The organism is Sphingobium sp. AP49 (genome assembly GCF_000281715.2).
Classification (GTDB): Bacteria; Pseudomonadota; Alphaproteobacteria; order Sphingomonadales; family Sphingomonadaceae; genus Sphingobium.
In genome coordinates this window covers 2,607,850-2,625,832 of the sequence record NZ_CP124576.1, presented here as the reverse complement: position 1 = coordinate 2,625,832, position 17,983 = coordinate 2,607,850, and the positions used below count along the sequence as shown (strand labels likewise).

Here is a 17,983-nt window from a genome sequence, read left to right as displayed (position 1 = left end):
TGAAACATGGCTGAGGCTTATATCGCCGCCCTCGCACGTAGCGCGGGGGGGAAGAGAGGCGGCCGTCTTGCGGGCGTGCATCCGGCCGACCTGGCCGGGCGCGTGCTGGCGGCGCTGGTCGACCGGGCGGGGATCGATCCGGCGGCGGTCGAGGATGTCATCATGGGCTGTGCCTGTCCGGGCGGCGAGCAGGGGGCGAACATCGCCCGCAACGCCGTGCTGGCCGGCGGCTTGCCTGAATCCGTGCCGGGGACCCATGTCGACCGGCAATGCGGTTCGTCCCAGCAAGCGCTGCATTTTGCCGCCGCGACGGTGATGGCGGGCATCCAGGATGTCGTGATCGCCGCCGGCGTGGAGAGCATGACCCGCGTGCCCATGGGCCTGCCCTGGACGCTTGCGGCCAAGCATGGTTTCGGCACCTATCGCAGTCCCGGGATCGAGGCGCGCTATCCCGATACGCCGTTCAGCCAGTTTGGCGGGGCAGAGATGATGGCAAGCAAATATGGCTTCGATCGCGATGCGCTGGACGCCTATGCGCTGGAAAGCCATCGCCGGGCGGCGGCCGCGACGCAGGCGGGCAAGTTTGCGGCGGAAATCGTGCCGCTGGAAGTGGTGACGCCGGAGGGCGAAACGGTGATCCACGACGTGGATGAGGGCATAAGGTTCGATGCCAGTCTGGAACGGATATCCAGCGTCAAGCTGCTGACCGAGGGGGGCGTGATTTCCGCTGCCAACGCCAGCCAGATTTGCGATGGCGCGGCGGCGCTGCTGGTGGTCAACGAGCGTGGGCTCAAGACGCTGGGACTGACGCCGCTGGCGCGCATCCACGAGATGACGGTGATCGGCCATGATCCGGTCATCATGCTGGAGGCGCCGATCCCGGCGACGGAGCGGGCGCTGGCGAAGGCGGGCATGACGATCGGCGACATCGATCTCTATGAGGTGAACGAGGCCTTTGCGCCGGTGCCGCTGGCCTGGGCCAAGGCGCTGGGTGCCGATCCCGACAGGCTCAACGTCCATGGCGGGGCGATTTCGCTGGGCCATCCGCTGGGCGGGTCGGGGGCCAAGCTGATGGCGACGCTGGTCAGCGCGCTGCATGATCGTGGCGCGCGCTATGGCTTGCAGACCATGTGCGAGGCCGGCGGCATGGCCAATGTGACGATCGTCGAGCGGCTGTGACGATGCGGCGCCGGGGCGATGATGTCCCGGCGCTGCTGCGCCTCCCGCCCGGACGGGGCTTCCCTCTGCGCACCAGACATGCCTAAGCAGGATGGCAGAGAGAGGAATTTGGGCATGTCGGACGGCGCAGCATCGCAGAATGAGGATCGGGATCTGCTGGGCGGGCGCTGGCTGACGGGCGATACGCCCTATGCGCGCATGATCGATCGGCTGCGCGATTTCCTGGATCATGTCGCGGCGGCCAAGCTGGACGACGCTACGGCGCAGGCGCTGGACGCGGACCTTGCCGCCTGGACGCAGCGGCTGACGCCGATGGTGGCGGAAGAGGCGCATCGCATGTTCGGCCGGGTGCGCGATGCGCCGGGCCATGGCCAGGTGTTCGCGCCGGCCTTCATCCCCGATCAGATGGGCGACGATTCGCTGCATGCCCGGGTGACCTTTGGCGCCTTCCATCTGGGCGCCAATTATGCCGCCCATGGCGGGGCGGTGGCTTTGCTGTTCGACGAGATATTGGGGCTGCCGGCGAATATGAGCGCCCAGCGCATGGCGCGCACCGCCTATCTACATGTCAATTATCGGGCGATCACGCCGATCGACAAGGAATTGCAGGTGAGCGCTTGGGTGACGAAGGTCGAGGGGCGCAAGCGTTTCGTGCGCGGCGAACTGCGCGATGGCGACCTGTTGTGCGCCGATGCCGAAGGGCTGTTCATCGAATTGCTGCCGCATCAGCAATAAGTGGGAACCTTCCCTTCAATGGTCCGTTATATTCGATGAGGCCGCCGCACTTCCCCCCGCTCTGGCGGTCTCGCAGATCTGGCCCGTCGACACCCCCCGTCGACGGGCCTTCTCTTTTTCAGGACAGTTTGACGAGAGCGCCATCTTGGGCCGCGGATTGGCGGATCGCGTCGAGTATCGTCATTGCGGCGACGCCGTCATGGAAGGTCGGGATCGGTACGCCTTCGGGCATGGGCCGCCCCTCGACGCCGGCGCGCAGGGCTTCGCACAGGCGGATGAAGGGGGCGAACTCAAACAGCATCGCCGCCTTGCGCGGATCGTCGGCTTCGATCGGTGGCAGTTGCAGGTCGGCATCGGCGGGAAGGTCGCGCACGCCATCCCGGTCGGCGATCTTCACCACCCCCTTGTCGACCCAGAGCGTGCCATGGGTTCCGGCGACGCGGCTGATATTTTCGGATGGCCCCCAGACGCCCGCGCTGTGTTGAAGTACGCCCTGCGCGCCATTCTTCATGCGGAAGCGGACGATATAGCTGTCCTCCGCCGCGTCGGCCGGGCGGTCCGAGACGGTGGGCAGGGTGGCGCTGAGGCTGTCCACCTCGCCCAGCCAGACGCGCAACTGGTCGACCAGATGCGAGCCATGGGCGCCGAGCCAGCCGCCGCCCGCGCCGGCATCGAACCACCAGCGCGGCATGCGGGCGGCAGGATCGGCGACGATCGGCATGACGCTGGACAGGGTGACATAGCGGGGATCGCCGATCAGCCCGTCGGCGATGGCGCGGCCGATCATCGCGCGATCGGGTGCCCAGCGGAACTCGTTGCCGATCAGATGAGTGACCCCGGCCTGTTCCGCCGCCGCCAGCATCGCGCGAGCCTCGGCCAGGTCGGCGGCCATCGGCTTTTCGCAGAGGATGTGGCAGCCGCGCTCGATCGCGGTCAGGGCAAGCGCGGCGTGGGTGGCCGGCGGTGTGGCGACTGTCACCGCGACCGCGCCAGTGCGGTCGATCGCCTCGCTGAGATCGGTGAAGATGTCAGCGATATTGACAGCATCGGCGCGACGACGGGTGCGGTCGGGATCGGTGCCGACCAGGCCTGCCACCTCGAACCCCGCAGCGCGCAGCGCGGGGACATGGATGCGGCAGCCAAAGCCGGTGCCGACGACGATCGCGCGGGGGGCAGGGGGCATGGTTGGTCCTTTCGGGTGGGTCAGGGGGAATTTAGGTGGCTGGGACGGCGGCGAAGAAGTCGATCCCGGCCTGGGTCGGGAAAATATATTCGAGATAATGGCCCAGTTCGGGCGCATCGACGAAGCAACTGTCCATGAAGCCTTCATTATGGCTGACATGGGGGACGGGCAGGCCGTCGGCCTGTGCACGGGCGAGGAGAGCCTGCCACTGCGCGGCGTCGTGGATCAGATAGCCCAGATGATGATGGCGCAGTTGGAAATCGTCGCCGGCGGCAAGGCGGTCCATATAGATGGCCGATCCCGGCCCGGAGGCGTTCAGCAATTCATACATGACCGGGCCGACCCAGGCCAGTTCGACGCGGATCTGGCCGCCCGCCGCCAGCGGCCCTTCGAGCCGGCGAAAGGCGCCGATGCCATAGCGATCGGCCAGGATCGCCTGGGCGTGGTCGATATCATTGGTCGCATAGGCGATCTGGAAATGGTCGGCCCGCAGCACGCCCGATTCCGGGTCGACAAGCGGCGATGGTCGGCGCAACAGCATAAGCGCTATCCTCTCCGGATGATCCCGTTCGCGGGATTCGGCAGGAAGATAGTATATGCTATCTTTTTGGGGCAAGGCGCGCGCGCCCTGATCCGCCCCGGCGATATGGGACGATGATGATGCAGGAAATCGGCGTGGGCCTGATCGGCTATGGGCTTGGCGGACGGGCGTTCCATGCGCCCTATGTGATGGCGACGCTGGGCATGGCGCTGTGCGCCGTCATCTCGCGCGATCCGGCCAAGGTCCATGCCGGCCTGCCGGGCATGCAGGTGGTGCCCGATGTCGATGCGCTGCTGGCGCTGCCGGGGATCGACCTTGTCATCGTGTGCAGTCCCGATGAATTGCATGCCGACCATGCGATCGCGGCGCTGCGGGCGGGCAAGCATGTGCTGGTGGACAAGCCCTTTGCCACCACGCTGGCCGATGCGCGCCGGGTGGCGGCCGAGGCGGAAAGTGCGGGCAGGCTGCTTGCCGTGTTCCAGAACCGGCGCTGGGACGCGGATTTTCGCACCCTGCGCCGGCTGATCGCCGAGGGACGGCTGGGCGAAATCATCCAGTTCGAGAGCCATTTCGACCGCTGGCGGCCGACCCCGGCGACGACATGGAAGGATGCGCGTGCGGCGGGCATCTGGCAGGATCTGGGGCCGCATCTGATCGATCAGGCGCTGTGCCTGTTCGGCAAGCCCGAAGGGGTGAGCGCGGACATTGCCGCCTTGCGTGAAGGCGCGATGTCGCCAGACTATTTTCATGTGACATTGCGTTATCCGCGCCACCGGGTGCTGCTGCATGCGACCAAGCAGGCGGCAGCGCATGGGCTGCGCTTCGTCGTCCATGGCACGGCGGGCAGCTGGATCAAGCAAGGGACCGACGGGCAGGAAGCCGCGACGGTCGCGGGCCAGCGGCCCGAGGGGGCGGACTGGGGCATTGATCCGCAGCCGGGCCATCTGACCGATTCGGCGGGCAACACGCATCCGGTCCCGAACGAGCCGGGTGATTATCGCCTGTTCTGGCAGGCGCTGGCTGATGCGATCCGGGGCGAGGGCGCCAATCCGGTGCCGGCGGACGAGGCGATCGCGGTGATGGAAATATTGGAAGCAGGCCTGCGCAGCAGCGCGGAACGGCGCGAAATCCAACCCTGACCGGGTTGAACCTCCATAATTTAGAAATATTTGGGTGAAGGGGGATTAAAGCGTTCACTGAGGCGTAAGTGACGTATGAAACCCATGCCGCCCAAGGTTGTCGACCTGTTGCCCGCGCTGATGCGCTATGCCCGTCGGCTGACCGGCAATGAAAGCGATGCCGAGGATCTGGTGCAGGATGCGCTGGTGCGCGCCTATGCCAATGTCGACAAATATGAGCGTGGCCGGCCGCTGCGCATTTGGCTGTTTTCCATCCTGCACAATGTCTTCGTCAGCGGCACGCGCCGGGCGGCCGTACGCGAACGGTTCCGCGCCGATGTCGTAGCGCAGGCGGATCCGGTCGAGGCCCCGACGCAGGAGCAATCGGTCCGCCTGCACCAGATCGAAGCGGCGCTGGCGGCGCTGCCGGAAGAGCAGCAGGCTGTCCTGCATCTCGTTGCGGTCGAGGGGCTGTCCTATCAGGACGCCGCCGTTGCCATCGGCATTCCGATCGGCACCCTGATTTCCCGCCTGTCCCGCGCCAGGGCGAGGTTGCGCGCGCTGGAGGACGGGATGCCGGCCGCCCGCCCCGCCCAGCTGCGCATCGTGAAGGATTGAACTATGGCGGATATCGTCATCACCGAAACCGAATTGCAGGCCTATGTCGACGATCAGCTGGACGCGATGGGGCGGCTGGAGGTCGCCGATTATCTGGTGCGCCACCCCGATGTCGCCGCGCGCGTGCTGGCCGACTTGTCGGTTCGCGATGCGATGCGCGCCTTGGCGCAACAGAATGAGCAGCCGGTGCCGCAACGGTTGCAGGACAGCGCCCGAAAGGTCGAGAGCGCGCTGCACCGCAATCGCCTGTTCGGCCGGTTGAGCCGGGGGCTGGCGATGGCGGCGGGCATCGTCGCCGCCGTGGCGCTGGGCGTGGGCAAGCTGAACATGGGCGTGGCGCCGCCGGCACAGGCGATGCCGGTGTTCATCGAGGAAGCGCTGATGTCGCACAAGACCGCGCTGGTGCGGTCGCACATGAAGTCGCAGCCCGAAATCCCGCATTTCGACCCAGCCGATGTCCGGTCCGCCACCCATATCAACGTGCCGGTGCTGCCGGCGGGCTGGCGGGTGCTGGATGTGCAGCTGTTCCCGTCCGACTATGGGCCGAGCCTGCAACTGGTGATCGACGCAGGTGAGAAGGCGCCAGTATCGCTGTTCGCGGCCCGTGCCGCAACCGGGCTGCCGGAGACGCCGCGCACGCAGGTCGTCGATGGCGAAACCATCGCCTACTGGGCACGCAAGGGCACCGTCTATGTGCTGACCGGCGTGGAATCCCAGGCTTTCCTGCAGAAACATGCGGCCGATCTGGCCAATAATCAGGATGCGTGAATGAGCATTGATCTCTCGCAACAGGCCGGCGTGCTGCGCCGGCAGGCGGACGTCTGCGTCATCGGCGCGGGCGCGGCCGGCATCACCACCGCGCGTCGTCTGCTGGCGGCCGGGCATCAGGTGCTACTGCTGGAAAGTGGTGGCCTCGACTATGAGCGGGAGACCGCCGACCTCAATGCCGGCAGGAATGTCGGCCAGGCCTATTATGAGCTGGACGATGCGCGGCTGCGCTTCTTTGGCGGCACGACCGCGATCTGGGGCGGGCGCTGTGCCACGCTGGACCCGATCGACCTCCAGCGCCGCGACTGGGTGGCGGGATCGGGCTGGCCGCTGTCCTGGGACGAACTGCAGGATTATTATGGCCAGGCGCGCGGCATATTCGAGATTGGCGACGAGCCGGCGAGCGCCGATGCGCTGAGCGCCCATGGCGTGCCGCTGCCCGGGTTCGACCGTTCCGAACTGCACATGCCGGTGTGGAATTTTGATCCGCGCTTCAACCGCTTCACCTTCGACGCGTGCCAGGATCTGGGTGACCATCCGCGCTGCGAGATCATCACCCATGCCAGCGTCACGCGGATCGTGACCAGGGATGGCGCGATCAGCCGGGTCGAGGCGAAGGCGCTGGCCGGCGCGCATCTGCATGTCGAGGCGCGCGCCTTCGTGCTGGCGGCGGGTGGGATCGAGAATGCCCGGTTGCTGCTGGCGTCGAACATCGGCAATGAGCGCGACCAGGTCGGCCGCAATTTCATGGAGCATCCCCATGCGCGCGGTGGGCGGATCGTCGATGCGAAAGCCTGGCCGTTGCTCAAGGCGTTCGGCCGGCGGCACCGGATCGGCGGCCATGACATGGCGGCGCTGATCACGCCGTCTGCCGATCTGCAGCGGCGCGAGGGGCTGCTCAACAGTTCGCTGACCATCGTCGGGCGGCAGCCGGCGAGCGCGTCGCAATTCTGGGGCATGCGGGCCTATGGCTCGCTCAAGCATGACATGTCGCCGACGCGGGGCGGTCGCCAGCTGTGGATGATGACCAAGAAGGCGGCGACCTGGGCACAGCGCCATGTCGATCCGCTGCGCCCCTGGTTGCTGCACAAGGCGGGCAAGCTGGAGATCGCGCTGCTGGTGCGGGCGGAACAGGCGCCCAATCCCGACAGCCGGGTGCTGCTGACCAAGGAACGCGACGCGCTGGGCGTGCCGCGCGTGGCGCTCGACTGGCGGCTGTCGGCGATCGACAAGCATAGCGTCACCGGGCTGGTCGATGGCCTTGGCCGCGAACTCGAACGGCTGGACATGGGCCGGGTCGAGCGCGCGGATTGGCTGGACGAGCCGGGCGAATTGTGGCGCAACGATCCGCTCATCTCCTCCCATGCGATCGGCGGCTATCACCATATGGGCACGACCCGCATGGCGACCGATCCGCGCCAGGGCGTGGTCGATGCCGATGGCCGGGTGCATGGCCAGGCCAATCTCTATGTCGTGGGATCGTCCACCTTCCCGACGTCGAGCTGGGCCAATCCGACGCTGACCATCGCGGCGCTGGCGCTGCGGACGGCCGATCGCCTGTCCGTCGCCCTCAACCGTCCGGTGGCGCTGGCCGATCCGGGGCGACAGGATCTGGCCCGCGCCTCCTGACGGGGGCGCCTATCGCTCCCCCTGCTTGCCGGCGCCCAGATAGAAGCTGGTGTGCGGCGGCTGGTTATAGGCCGTGTTCTGCCAGGCGACGCCCAGGCGATAGACCGGGTCCTGCATCAGCGTGACGAAGCGGTGCTGGGTCGGGATTGGCGTGGTGTAGATGCGCAGTTCGCGATTGTCGGCGCTGCGCCACACCACTTCCTCGCGCCAGTCGCCGATCAGGTCCGCCTGCAGCGCCGGTGTCGCCTTGGTGCCGTTGTTGGAGGACAGGCCTTCGGGCGAAAGCAGGGGGATTTCCTTGCCATTTTCCCAGTCCCATTTGGAAATGGTCGTCTTGTCGAGCAGTTCGCGCAGCAGGTCGCCGTCCCACCAGATGGCGAAGTTCATCTGGCGCGGGCGCGGACCGATCGGCTTGCCGGCGACGTCGAACAGTTCGGCCGAGCTGGAGTTCCAGAATTCGGCGCCCCAGTGGCGCGGATCGATATCGGCGGCGACGCCGCGACCGGTGTCTTGCTGGGCCGGGGTGGTCCAGAGCGGCTGGCCGGTGCGGGCGTCGAGCAGCGCGGAGCCAAGCTGGCCGTTGCGCTTCACATCTTCGAACACGCCGAATTTTTCGAGGCCGGGACGGGCGGGGTCGAGGTCGCCGACGTGCATGGTGTCGCCATGGAAGAGCGGCTGGGTCCACAGCCCCTTGCCATCGTCATCGACCGCCATCGAGCCGTAGATCACCTCGTCGCGGCCATCGCCGTCGACATCGGCGACCGAAAGCTGGTGATTGCCGCGTCCGGCATAGTCGGCCTTGCCGGGCTGGCTGCTGTCGAACAGCCAGCGCTGGGTCAGCTTGCCATCGCGCCAGTCCCAGGCGGCGATCGCGGTGCGGGCATAATAGCCGCGGCCAAAGACCATCGAGGGCAGATGGCCGTCGAGATAGGCGACGCCGGCCAGGAAGCGGTCCGACCGGTTGGCATAGCCGTCGCCCCAGCTCTCGGCGAGCTGCGTGGTGGTGGGATTGCCGCCGGGATAGCGCGGCGGATCATAGGGGGCGGTGGCCAGCGCCTTGCCGGTCAGGCCGTCGAACACGGTCAGATATTCCGGTCCCTTGACGATTCGGCCCTGCATCGGTGCGACCTTGGTGCCGTCGGGCAGGACTTTCGCGCCGGTGCGGTCCTGCTGCGGCACTTCGCCATCATGGCCGCGCCAGTCGGCCTTGGCGTCGCCGATCACCGTGCCGGTGCCGTCGACCGTGCCGTCGGCGGTTTTCATCGCCACTTCGGCGCGGCCGTCGCCATCAAAGTCGAAGGCGAGGAACTGGGTATAATGGGCGCCGGCGCGGATGTTGCGGCCAAGATCGATGCGCCAGAGGCGCGTGCCGTCGAGCCGATAGGCATCGAGGAAGACCGGCCCGCTATAGCCGGCCTGGCTATTGTCATGGCTGTTGGTCGGATCCCATTTCAGGATGATCTCAAAGCGGCCGTCGCCGTCGAGATCCGCCGCGCTCGCGTCATTGGCAGTGTAGCTGAACGCTTCGCCGGAGGGGGTGACGCCATCGGCGGGCGGGGTGAGGGGGATGGACAGATAGCCCTTGCCCCACAGGGCAACGGGCTGCGATCCGGCCTTGTCGCCGATCCGCTCGACCGTGTAGCGGCTGGCGGCGCTGCCGCTGCGGTCCACGAAACTGGTCGCTTCGCCGACGCGGCTGTCATGGATCGGCTTGCCGTCGCGGCGCAGGCGGAAGCGGACATTGGCGGGATCATCCGCCAGCAGGCGCCAGCCCACCAGCATGCCACCATCCTGGGCGGGGAGGGCGACAGCGCCCCGGTCCAGCCGTTCCGCCGCGACTCGGGCAGGTGGGCTGGCGGCCCAAGTTGACAGCGATGTTGACAGCGATGTTGACAGGGCCGCGACCAGTAAAAGGGTCCGCATTGTGGACGTCCGTTGCATCAATCTCCCCTTTCAGATCATTGATGATCCAAATATTAGAATTGCATCCCACATATAGGTTCAGTAACTCTCCGTCTAGAAACTGATTCGACGACCGTGGGGAAACGGAGTTGGTCAGGGGGTTTTGGGAGAGAGGGGATCGGCTATGCGTCAGCATACCATTGAAAATTCTGAAAATTCTGTTGATCGTCGGCAATTGTGCGCCCTGCTGAAGGGGGTGTCGGGCCTGGCATTGAGCGGCGCGCTGCTGATGTCGTCGGCTGCTTTTGCTCAGACTAATGAAGCCAATCCTGCCGTCACCCAGAAGAAGGACGATGCCGTACCGGCGGCCGATATCGTCGTGGTCGGCACCCGCGCCTCGCTCCAGTCCGCCATCAATCGCAAGAAGGCGGCCAACACCGTCGTCGATTCGATCGTCGCCGACGACATCGCCAGCTTCCCCGACAAGAATGTCGGCGACTCGCTGGCCCGCATCACCGGCGTGCAGTTGAGCCGCGACTTCGGCGAGGGCGTGCAGGTCTCGATCCGTGGTGTCGAGCCTGACCTCAACCGCGTCGAGATCAACGGCGTCAGTCAGGTCAGCGCGACCGGCACTCGCGCCGGCGACTTCCGCGAAGTGGCAGCCGAACTGGTCAAGTCGATCGACGTCTACAAAGGTTATGCCGTCGACCTGACCGAAGGCGGCATCGGCGGCACGGTGCGCGTGGAAACGCGCAAGCCGCTGGAGCTGAAGGACCCGATCATCTCGGCGATCGCATCGGTCCAGAATCTCGACACCACCGAAACCTGGAAGCCGCGCCTGGCCTTCTTCGCCGGTGCGCCCAAATTCCTGATCGATGGCCTGGGCATCCTGGTCAACGCGACCTATAGCGATGTCGACACCCGCCAGGATTATATCAGCAACACCAACTGGTCGCGCCTGGCCGATTTCGACCATTCGGGCGAGAAGACGGTCGCCGACCCGCTCTACGCCAACTACAACACCTATGAGAGCTGCGCCGGCGTCGGCGGCACGACGACCGCCAATGCGACCTCGCGCCGGCTGGCCTGCGAAACCCAGTTCTTCGACTGGGCGCCGACGGTGCCGCGCTATCGCCAGTGGGTGCGCAACGACAAGCGCATTTCGGGCGACGTGACGCTGCAATATCAGGTCGCGCCCAATTTCCGCGCCTATGCCAATGCCCAGGTCAACCTGCGCAACCAGCGGCTGCAGGACACCAACTATTCGATCGACCTGGGTCGCATCGAGCGCTTCAACCTCGATCCGGCGCTGGCGGCCGGCGCCAATGGCGGCACGTCGCGTCCGCGCGTGCAGCTGGGCACCTCGACCGTCAACGAGAACCATGTCGTCACCAGCCTGACCACCGCGCTCAACGCGGTCAATATCGGCACGGCGGCGGCGCCCAACTATAATGGTGCGGCCAATATCGTCGGCGTGCAGCGCCGCGATTTCAGCTATGACCAGAACAGCAAATATTTCTCCGGCGGTTTCAAGTGGGAGCTGGGCGATCGGCTGACGTTCGACTTCATGGGATCGCACGCGACCGCCCATACCGAGCAGGAAACCAACCTGATCTCGATCGGCACCAGCGTTTCGGGCATCACCATCGACCGCAACAATGACCAGGGCGTACCGGTCTTCACCTTCCCGTCGAGCTTCGATCCAGCCGATCCCAACGTCTATACCGATGCAACGCGCACTGGTGCCAACGGCCAGGTCCTGCCGATCTATGGTCCCGCGCTGCAATATCGTCCGGGTCAGCTCAACAATACCGAGGATCAGCTGAAGTTCGATGCGGACTGGGTCATCGACCATCCGATCGTCAGCAAGATCGAGTTCGGTGCGCAATGGCGCCAGCAGAAGTTCCTGAACTATGCCGGTGGCGGCTCGCGCCTGATCGATCCGACGACGAACACCTATCAGTCGAGCGCCAACGTGTCGTACACGACCAACATCGTCGCCACTCCGCAGGCGCGCAACGGCAACACCTATTACATGACCCCCGCCCAATATCAGGCGATGGTCAGCGCGCTGGGTGGTGTCACCGGCGGCGCGCCGCTCTTTTCGGGCCTGAAGGGCGCGCCTTCGGGCATTCCGAGCGCGATCGCCTTCCCGAATTTCGACAGCAGCGTGCTGTCGCAATTCTATGACCTGTCGGGCTTCGACCAGGATCTGGTGTTGGAGGCCAATGGCCTGCCGCAGATCCCGAGCGCGCGCATCGACGAGAAAATCTATGCTGGTTATGTCATGGCCGACATCGAGACCGAGATTTTCGGCATGCCGCTGACCGGCAATGCGGGCCTGCGCTGGACCCACACCAAGGATACCGGCCTTGGCACCAACATCAGCCGCGTGACCCGGCTCAATGCGACGGGCGGTACCGAAACGGTGACGCTGGCCGCGCAGGAAGCGCAGATCTCGAACAGCTACACCGACTTCCTGCCCGCGTTTAACGCCAATCTGGAGGTGGCCCGCGACCTGTTCCTGCGCGCCAACTGGGCCAAGAACCTGGCCCGGCCCAAGCCGACCGACCTGGTGCCCAACATCAACTGCCTGGACGACCAGACCATCCTGGCGACCGACGATGTCTGCACCGCGGGCAACCCGGACCTCAAGCCCTATCGTGCCGACCAGTGGGAAGTGAACCTGGCCTGGTATCCCAACGCCGATACGGTGCTGAGCCTGGGCTATTACAAGAAATATGAGTCGAGCTTCGTCATCCCGAACGTGACGCGCAGCGGCGTCGACCTGTTCCATGACGGTACCAGCTATACGGTGCGTCAGCCGGTCAACGGTTTCGGCGCGCTGCTCGACGGTATCGAGGCGAGCGCCCAGACCGCCTTCACCTTCCTGCCCAAGCCCTTCGACGGGTTCGGGGCGAGCGGCAACTTCACCTATGCCCGCGCCATCCGCACCAACCTCACCAACAGCGCGACCGGCCAGGAGCTGAAGGAATATCCCGGCCTGTCGAGCTACACCTACAATGCCAGCTTCTTCTACGACAAGGACTGGCTGAACTTCCGCATGAGCTACAATTATCGCTCCAAGTGGCTCGATACGGTGATCAGCGCGACCAACGGCAACAACCCGCTCTATCGCAAGGGTGAAGGCTATCTGGACGGCAAGGTGACACTGCGCTTCCCGAAATATCACTTCAGCGTGTTCTTCGAGATGCAGAATATCAACAAGGAATATTCGTCGGTCTATATCAACAAGGATATGCCGGTGGATGTCTATTATCCTGGCCAGCGCTTCTTCGCGGGCGTCCAGGCGAAATTCTGATCCGATCACGATCCGCATCGCGGATCGGTGCGAGCGCGGTTCCGGGCCTCCCCCCGGGACCGCGTTTTGCTTTGGGGGAGCATCCGGCACTCGCCCAATGGCCGGGACGGGTGGGAAGCGGACAGGCCGCTTTTAGCGTCAGTTGTGAGGTTAGCTGCCGTTGTTTTCCTCCTTTTCGGGGAACCGCAAGCGCGGCCATCGGCTTAGTGAATCTGAACTTCGCGAGCGTGGGACATTAGATTTTGTCCTGCGTGGGCATGCGTCTAAAACTTGATCTGCCAAGAGTGGGCGGGCAGAAATCGTCCATGAGCAAAATACCCTGTGATAAATGCGGTGCGTTGATACTACCCACGACGGCTGAAGCCACCGGCGGCATATGCATGGCATGCAAACAAGGCATAAGGGAAAGTATGGAGGCGTCGCGCGCCTATTATCAAAAACTGAAGGAGTATGACCCTTTCCGCGAGCTTTGGGTATCTCTCGTCAAGCGGAGCGCCGACAATCAAGAACTGGATGGATGGTCAATACAGGAAAAGGTATATTTCTCCGTCTGCCTTATGGAAAGTGATGTTTATAACGGTGGATTCGACCAGTATTTTTATAACAGTTCAGGCAACTATTATCGCCTCGCCTTGAGCGGCCTGGAAGAGATGGGAGCAGAAAACTCGGCCCGACTGCTCAAAGAAGCCGCTCGCACCATGTTTGACACTGATTATCCGCCCGACAGCCGATCTGAACGGTGGCGGATTACGAACTCAAAAGTACGCCGCCTCACGGAACTTGTCACCCGCCATCATCGCTCCGCCCGGTTGGAGCGATTGGACAAACAATTTTACGAAGACCCGGACCGTCTCGCGGATCGCTTAAATGCCTTTGCTGAAGGACATGGGCTGGTTGCTCCCTTTATGCAAAACCCAAACGAATGACCGGACCCACTGCTGTCGCAGCGGGGTCATAGGTGCACTTCCCTTCCCGTCAGCACATCAGCAGGGGCAGAAAGGTCATCTAATAGGAAAACAAGCGCGCTCGACTAATGACCAAAAATGGCCGCAAGCCGCCCTACCCACATCCGTCATGCCGGGCTTGACCCGGCATCCCGCTTTTCTATGCAACAGATAAAGAAGCGGGACCCCGGCTCAAGCCTGTCCTGAGCCTGTCGAAGGGGCCGGGGTGACGATTGCCGCATCTGGTCGTTTGCAGACCGTCCGCCTAGTCGACCGGGCCGTGGAATTCGGCTTCGACGATGCCCAGGTGCCAGCCGGGCGGCACCGCGTCGGCGCCGGTGTCGCCGGCCTGGCGGGCGCTGGCGAGTTCCACCACCTTGCCGAAGGCGTCCTTGTCCTGCACCGGGCCGGTCTGGCGGATGCGCAGTGTCTGGCCGGTCGTGGCGGGAAAGCGCAGCGTGGTGTAGCCAAGCTGCCGCTCGGTCTCGCCGCGCCAGACGCTCTTGCCGTCGATCGTCAGTTCGAGCGGATAGGCGCGCGAGCGCCAGCCGACCAGCTTCAGGTCGATTTCGCTGAGGCGCACCGGGGCGGCGAAGCGATATTCGATCCAGCCATTGTCAGGCCTGCCGTCGCTCGCCCAGCGGGTGAGTTCATTGTCGTCGACGGTGGCACCGGCATCGGCCTGTCCCGACCCGGCGCGGATATCCTGCGCGACGAAGCTGGTGCGGTGCGGGGTAAAGCTGGGGGTGGTGGGCGTCGGGCCGCGCACCAGGCTGCCGGGCTGGAAGGCGTCGGCGAAGTCGGTCGACAGACCGCCCTTGGTGGCGGCGGGCAGCTTGGTCTGGATCGACAGGCTGGCCGTTTTCAGGCCCGGCGCCGTCGCGGTGAGCGACACCGTGCCCGCCTTGGTGCCTGCGCGGATCAGGACGCGATTGACGCCGCCTTCCAGCGGCAGGTCGGGCGAGAGGATATAATTATCCTCCTCGCGCGCGGTGCCGGCATAGGAGGTGGTGCCGTCCGCGCCATGCGCCTTGGTTACTACGGCTTCGCCTTCGGTCTGGCCGGCGCGGACCTTGCCATGGCTGTCGCCCTGGGCAATGCCGCCGCGCCAGAGCGCCGGCCCCTTGAGGTCGAAATGGACCTTGCTGGCGTCGACCGGCACGCGGCGGCCCTGGGCATCGACCGCCTCGACATCGACCAGTGCGATGTCGGCGCCGTCCATGACGAAGCCGCGCGGGGAGACATGGGGGGTGAGCTTCAGCGCGACCGCCGGGCCGGTGGTGGAGAGGCTATATTCCGAAGTCTTGCCATCGGCGTGGGTGGCGACGGCGCGGAGCGTGCCGGGGGCGAAGGCGATATTTTTCCAGCTGAAGAGGAAGCTGTCGCTGCGCTGCCCCTTGCCGAGCGAGCGGCCGTTGAGGAACAGCTCGACGCTCTGCCCATTGGATATGACGGCCACGTCCTTGACCGTGCCGGGGGCGTAGTTCCAGTGGCCGATGATGTGGGTGGCGGGGGTGACGCTGTCGACCCAGTCGTTCCACATCACCTGATGCGCGAAAAAGCCCTGCTTGGGGATGCGCACGGCGTCGACCTCGCCCGAGCGGCGGTAATTATTGTCGCCGCGATAATGGGTGTTGCTGTCCGACCAGATGATGTTGACGCCGCCCGAACTGACGCGGGTGCCGGTGCCCGGCCGCATGACATAATAGTCGTTCCAGCGCTTCACATCCTCGATGGCGTGGCTGTCCTGGTTGCGATTATAGTCGGGCGCATCCTTGTGGAAGGGCGGGGTGAAATTGTCCTGATAGGCGCGGGCGGCTTCGTCGCGGCTATATTCCATCGACCACATCGGATGCTTCGCGCTCTTGTTGATATAGAGCATCTCGCCGCCATATTCGGCGACCTTGCTGTCCAGCATCTCGCGCGATCCGATGGCGCGGCCGCCGTGGGGATCGTAAAGGTCGCGGATCGCCTTCATCTCCGCCATATGCGCTTCGCTGATATTCTCGTTCCCGCTTTCGTAGAAGAGGATCGAGGGATTGTTGCGATTATAGATGATCGCGTCGCGCATCACATCCTTGCGCTGGTCCCAGCGACGGCCGGTCACGTCGCTTTCGGCGTCGCCGGCCGGCATCGCCTGCATCAGGCCGACGCGGTCGGCGGATTCGATGTCCTGCTTGGACGGGGTGACGTGCATCCAGCGGACCAGATTGCCGCCGCTTTCCACCATCAGTGCGTTGGAGAAGTCGCTGATCCAGGGCGGGATGGAGGTGCCGACGGCGGGCCATTCGTTGGAGGTGCGCTGGGCATAGCCATGGACCATGATCGTACGGCCGTTGAGATCGACCTTGCCATCGCCGAAGCGGGTCTGGCGGAAGCCGGTCTTCGTATCGACGCTGTCGATGACCTTGTCCTTGTCCATCAGGCTGGTCGTGACGGTGTAGAGATAGCCATAGCCCCAGCTCCAATAATGGAGGTCGGCGACCGGCGCGGCGGCGGCGAGGGTGGCAGTCTGGCCGGGTGCGATCGAGGTGGCGGCACTGTCGAACCGGGCGATGCGGCGGCCGGCGGGATCGCGGATTTCGACGCGGAGCGACAAGGCGCGTGCGGCGGCGCTGTCGTTGCGGACCTGGCTTTCGGCATGGATGGTCGCGCGGCGGCCGGCGATGTCGAAACCGTCGGCCCAGACATATTGGCCGGTCGTGCCGAGCGACGAATAGAGCGGCAGCGTCTGATAGACTTGGCCGGTCAGGTGGAGCCGGACATTCTTGGTGATGCCGCCATAATTGACGTTGAAATTGTCGTTGTTCCACTGGAAGCCGCTGCCGGTGGCCCGTTCCTTGTACTTCCAGTCATTGTCGACGCGCACGGCGATGACATTGTCGCCGGGTTTGAGTGCAGCCCTAATATCGGCGCCGAAGGCCATCACGCCATGTTCGGACAGGGCGACCGAACGGCCATTGACCCAGATTTCGGCGGCCTGGCGCACGCCTTCAAATTCCAGGAAGGCCCTGCCGCGTGTCGCATCGGCGGGGAGCGTGATGTGCTTGCGATACCAGATGATGCCGGTCGACAGCGCCTTGATATCGCGGGTGAAAGCCTGGGTTTCGTTGAAGGCGTTGGGCAGGGTGACGCGCTGCCAGTCCTTGTCGTCAAAGTCGGCCTGCTGCGCGCCGGTCTGATCGCCGGTGGTCATCTGCCAGTCGGAATTGAGATTATAGGTCTGGCGGGGCGACTGGATATAGGCCGACGAGTCATGGGCGGCGGCCAAGCCGATCGCCTGTGTCGATGCCGCACCAAGCAGGGCGCACAGCGCCAGTCTTCCCGCCATCATCATCTCCTCATCCTGCTATCGGGCTTTCACGGCGGAACCGAACCGGCCGCGCGCCAATTGTTTATGAAATTGGTCAGGCCACTTTCTCCTGCAGGAAGACTGCTGTCAAGATGTTGGCCGCAATGCGGGATTTGTTTCCACATGGTGGTGGTTTTGGCCGGAGCGGCGTTTCCTGAACGGCAGATAACCAGCCGGTTCAGATTTCGGCCACCCGGTGCAGGGCAGAAGGAGACGTACAAAGCATTGATCAGGTTGAGGAGAACCCAATGATTATTCGCAAGTCCATCATCGCCATCGCTATGGCAGCCGCGACTTTTTCCGCGACCGTTCCGGTCACATCATTCGCCCGTGATCGCGGCCATGGCTGGCATCACAATGATCGCGGTCATGATCGCGGCCGCTATGCCGACCGCCGGGGGTATCGCGACGACCGCAGCTATCGCTGCCGCAAGTCCGGCGGAACAACCGGCCTGTTGGTCGGCGGTGTCGCGGGCGCCCTGCTCGGCCGTGCGGTTGACACACGGGGCGATCGGGCACCGGGCACGATTATCGGCGCTGGCGCGGGCGCCTTGGCCGGCCGCGCGATCGATCGCAATTCAAGCTGCTAAAGCCGGGATGAACGACAGCATCCGGGGCCGGTGCTGTCGTTCCTGCCTGCGCCTTGCCGTTCTTGCGAAGACCCAGACGGAACCCGATCCGATCTGGATCGT

13 protein-coding genes are annotated in these 17,983 nt (G+C 64.7%); 9 read left to right on the top strand and 4 right to left on the bottom strand.

Translation table 11 applies throughout. The features are described from left to right. The first annotated feature begins 6 nt into the window (after nt 1–6). A complete protein-coding gene (locus tag PMI04_RS12575) occupies nt 7–1,179 on the top strand; it encodes an acetyl-CoA C-acetyltransferase (protein WP_007707378.1) in 1,173 nt (390 codons plus the stop codon). A 114-nt stretch (nt 1,180–1,293) separates the two neighbouring features. Continuing rightward, complete coding sequence (locus PMI04_RS12570) at nt 1,294–1,914, top strand: PaaI family thioesterase (protein WP_007707375.1); 621 nt, start codon at nt 1,294–1,296, stop codon at nt 1,912–1,914. 118 nt (nt 1,915–2,032) lie between these two features. Here PMI04_RS12570 and PMI04_RS12565 read toward each other — a convergent pair whose 3' ends face one another. Together PMI04_RS12565 and PMI04_RS12560 are read right to left on the bottom strand one after the other, a co-directional pair. Continuing rightward, nucleotides 2,033–3,097 carry a Gfo/Idh/MocA family oxidoreductase gene (locus PMI04_RS12565; protein ID WP_007707373.1) on the bottom strand — a complete coding sequence of 355 codons (1,065 nt, stop codon included), beginning with the start codon at nt 3,095–3,097 and terminating at the stop codon, nt 2,033–2,035. A 31-nt stretch (nt 3,098–3,128) separates the two neighbouring features. Beyond that, nucleotides 3,129–3,638 carry a hypothetical protein gene (locus tag PMI04_RS12560; protein WP_007707370.1) on the bottom strand — a complete coding sequence of 170 codons (510 nt, stop codon included), beginning with the start codon at nt 3,636–3,638 and terminating at the stop codon, nt 3,129–3,131. A 113-nt stretch (nt 3,639–3,751) separates the two neighbouring features. Between PMI04_RS12560 and PMI04_RS12555 the strand changes: the two genes are divergently transcribed. The 4 genes from PMI04_RS12555 (at nt 3,752) to PMI04_RS12540 (ending at nt 7,771) form a co-directional block, all read left to right on the top strand. Further along, nucleotides 3,752–4,777 (top strand): oxidoreductase, encoded by a 1,026-nt coding sequence (locus tag PMI04_RS12555; protein ID WP_081490995.1) that lies wholly within the window; start codon nt 3,752–3,754, stop codon nt 4,775–4,777. 84 nt (nt 4,778–4,861) lie between these two features. Next, entirely contained in the window at nt 4,862–5,374 is a 513-nt protein-coding gene (locus tag PMI04_RS12550) for a sigma-70 family RNA polymerase sigma factor (RefSeq protein ID WP_238535888.1), read from the top strand. 3 nt (nt 5,375–5,377) lie between these two features. Continuing rightward, nucleotides 5,378–6,142 carry a hypothetical protein gene (locus PMI04_RS12545; RefSeq protein ID WP_007707346.1) on the top strand — a complete coding sequence of 255 codons (765 nt, stop codon included), beginning with the start codon at nt 5,378–5,380 and terminating at the stop codon, nt 6,140–6,142. Beyond that, on the top strand, nt 6,143–7,771 hold the full coding sequence (locus tag PMI04_RS12540) for a GMC family oxidoreductase (protein ID WP_007707340.1): 1,629 nt from the start codon (nt 6,143–6,145) through the stop codon (nt 7,769–7,771). 9 nt (nt 7,772–7,780) lie between these two features. Here the strand turns inward: PMI04_RS12540 and PMI04_RS12535 are convergent, their stop codons facing one another. Beyond that, on the bottom strand, nt 7,781–9,694 hold the full coding sequence (locus tag PMI04_RS12535; protein ID WP_274517623.1) for a rhamnogalacturonan lyase: 1,914 nt from the start codon (nt 9,692–9,694) through the stop codon (nt 7,781–7,783). Nucleotides 9,695–9,857: 163 nt separating this feature from the next. On the opposite strand from PMI04_RS12535, the gene PMI04_RS12530 reads away from it, so the two are divergent. Together PMI04_RS12530 and PMI04_RS12525 are read left to right on the top strand one after the other, a co-directional pair. Continuing rightward, the gene (locus tag PMI04_RS12530; RefSeq protein ID WP_007707334.1) at nt 9,858–12,995 is read left to right on the top strand and encodes a TonB-dependent receptor; all 3,138 of its coding nucleotides are present in this window, start codon (nt 9,858–9,860) and stop codon (nt 12,993–12,995) included. Nucleotides 12,996–13,300: 305 nt separating this feature from the next. Beyond that, a complete protein-coding gene (locus tag PMI04_RS12525) occupies nt 13,301–13,921 on the top strand; it encodes a DMP19 family protein (protein ID WP_238535887.1) in 621 nt (206 codons plus the stop codon). Between the two features lie 283 nt (nt 13,922–14,204). Here the strand turns inward: PMI04_RS12525 and PMI04_RS12520 are convergent, their stop codons facing one another. After that, on the bottom strand, nt 14,205–17,276 hold the full coding sequence (locus PMI04_RS12520; RefSeq protein WP_037485750.1) for a DUF4982 domain-containing protein: 3,072 nt from the start codon (nt 17,274–17,276) through the stop codon (nt 14,205–14,207). Nucleotides 17,277–17,539: 263 nt separating this feature from the next. Here PMI04_RS12520 and PMI04_RS12515 point away from each other — a divergent pair, with 263 nt between their 5' ends. Further along, on the top strand, nt 17,540–17,881 hold the full coding sequence (locus PMI04_RS12515; protein ID WP_007707329.1) for a glycine zipper 2TM domain-containing protein: 342 nt from the start codon (nt 17,540–17,542) through the stop codon (nt 17,879–17,881). Nucleotides 17,882–17,983: the final 102 nt, after the last annotated feature.

What these genes read in the sequence shown, in the direction of transcription:
- PMI04_RS12560 (WP_007707370.1), bottom strand. Translation starts at nt 3,638, where the DNA reads ATGCTGTTGCGCCGACCATCGCCGCTTGTCGACCCGGAATCGGGCGTG.
- PMI04_RS12535 (WP_274517623.1), bottom strand. Translation starts at nt 9,694, where the DNA reads ATGCGGACCCTTTTACTGGTCGCGGCCCTGTCAACATCGCTGTCAACA.
- PMI04_RS12530 (WP_007707334.1), top strand. Translation starts at nt 9,858, where the DNA reads ATGCGTCAGCATACCATTGAAAATTCTGAAAATTCTGTTGATCGTCGG.
- PMI04_RS12540 (WP_007707340.1), top strand. Translation starts at nt 6,143, where the DNA reads ATGAGCATTGATCTCTCGCAACAGGCCGGCGTGCTGCGCCGGCAGGCG.
- PMI04_RS12555 (WP_081490995.1), top strand. Translation starts at nt 3,752, where the DNA reads ATGATGATGCAGGAAATCGGCGTGGGCCTGATCGGCTATGGGCTTGGC.
- PMI04_RS12550 (WP_238535888.1), top strand. Translation starts at nt 4,862, where the DNA reads ATGCCGCCCAAGGTTGTCGACCTGTTGCCCGCGCTGATGCGCTATGCC.
- PMI04_RS12545 (WP_007707346.1), top strand. Translation starts at nt 5,378, where the DNA reads ATGGCGGATATCGTCATCACCGAAACCGAATTGCAGGCCTATGTCGAC.
- PMI04_RS12565 (WP_007707373.1), bottom strand. Translation starts at nt 3,097, where the DNA reads ATGCCCCCTGCCCCCCGCGCGATCGTCGTCGGCACCGGCTTTGGCTGC.
- PMI04_RS12570 (WP_007707375.1), top strand. Translation starts at nt 1,294, where the DNA reads ATGTCGGACGGCGCAGCATCGCAGAATGAGGATCGGGATCTGCTGGGC.
- PMI04_RS12575 (WP_007707378.1), top strand. Translation starts at nt 7, where the DNA reads ATGGCTGAGGCTTATATCGCCGCCCTCGCACGTAGCGCGGGGGGGAAG.
- PMI04_RS12520 (WP_037485750.1), bottom strand. Translation starts at nt 17,276, where the DNA reads ATGATGATGGCGGGAAGACTGGCGCTGTGCGCCCTGCTTGGTGCGGCA.
- PMI04_RS12515 (WP_007707329.1), top strand. Translation starts at nt 17,540, where the DNA reads ATGATTATTCGCAAGTCCATCATCGCCATCGCTATGGCAGCCGCGACT.
- PMI04_RS12525 (WP_238535887.1), top strand. Translation starts at nt 13,301, where the DNA reads ATGAGCAAAATACCCTGTGATAAATGCGGTGCGTTGATACTACCCACG.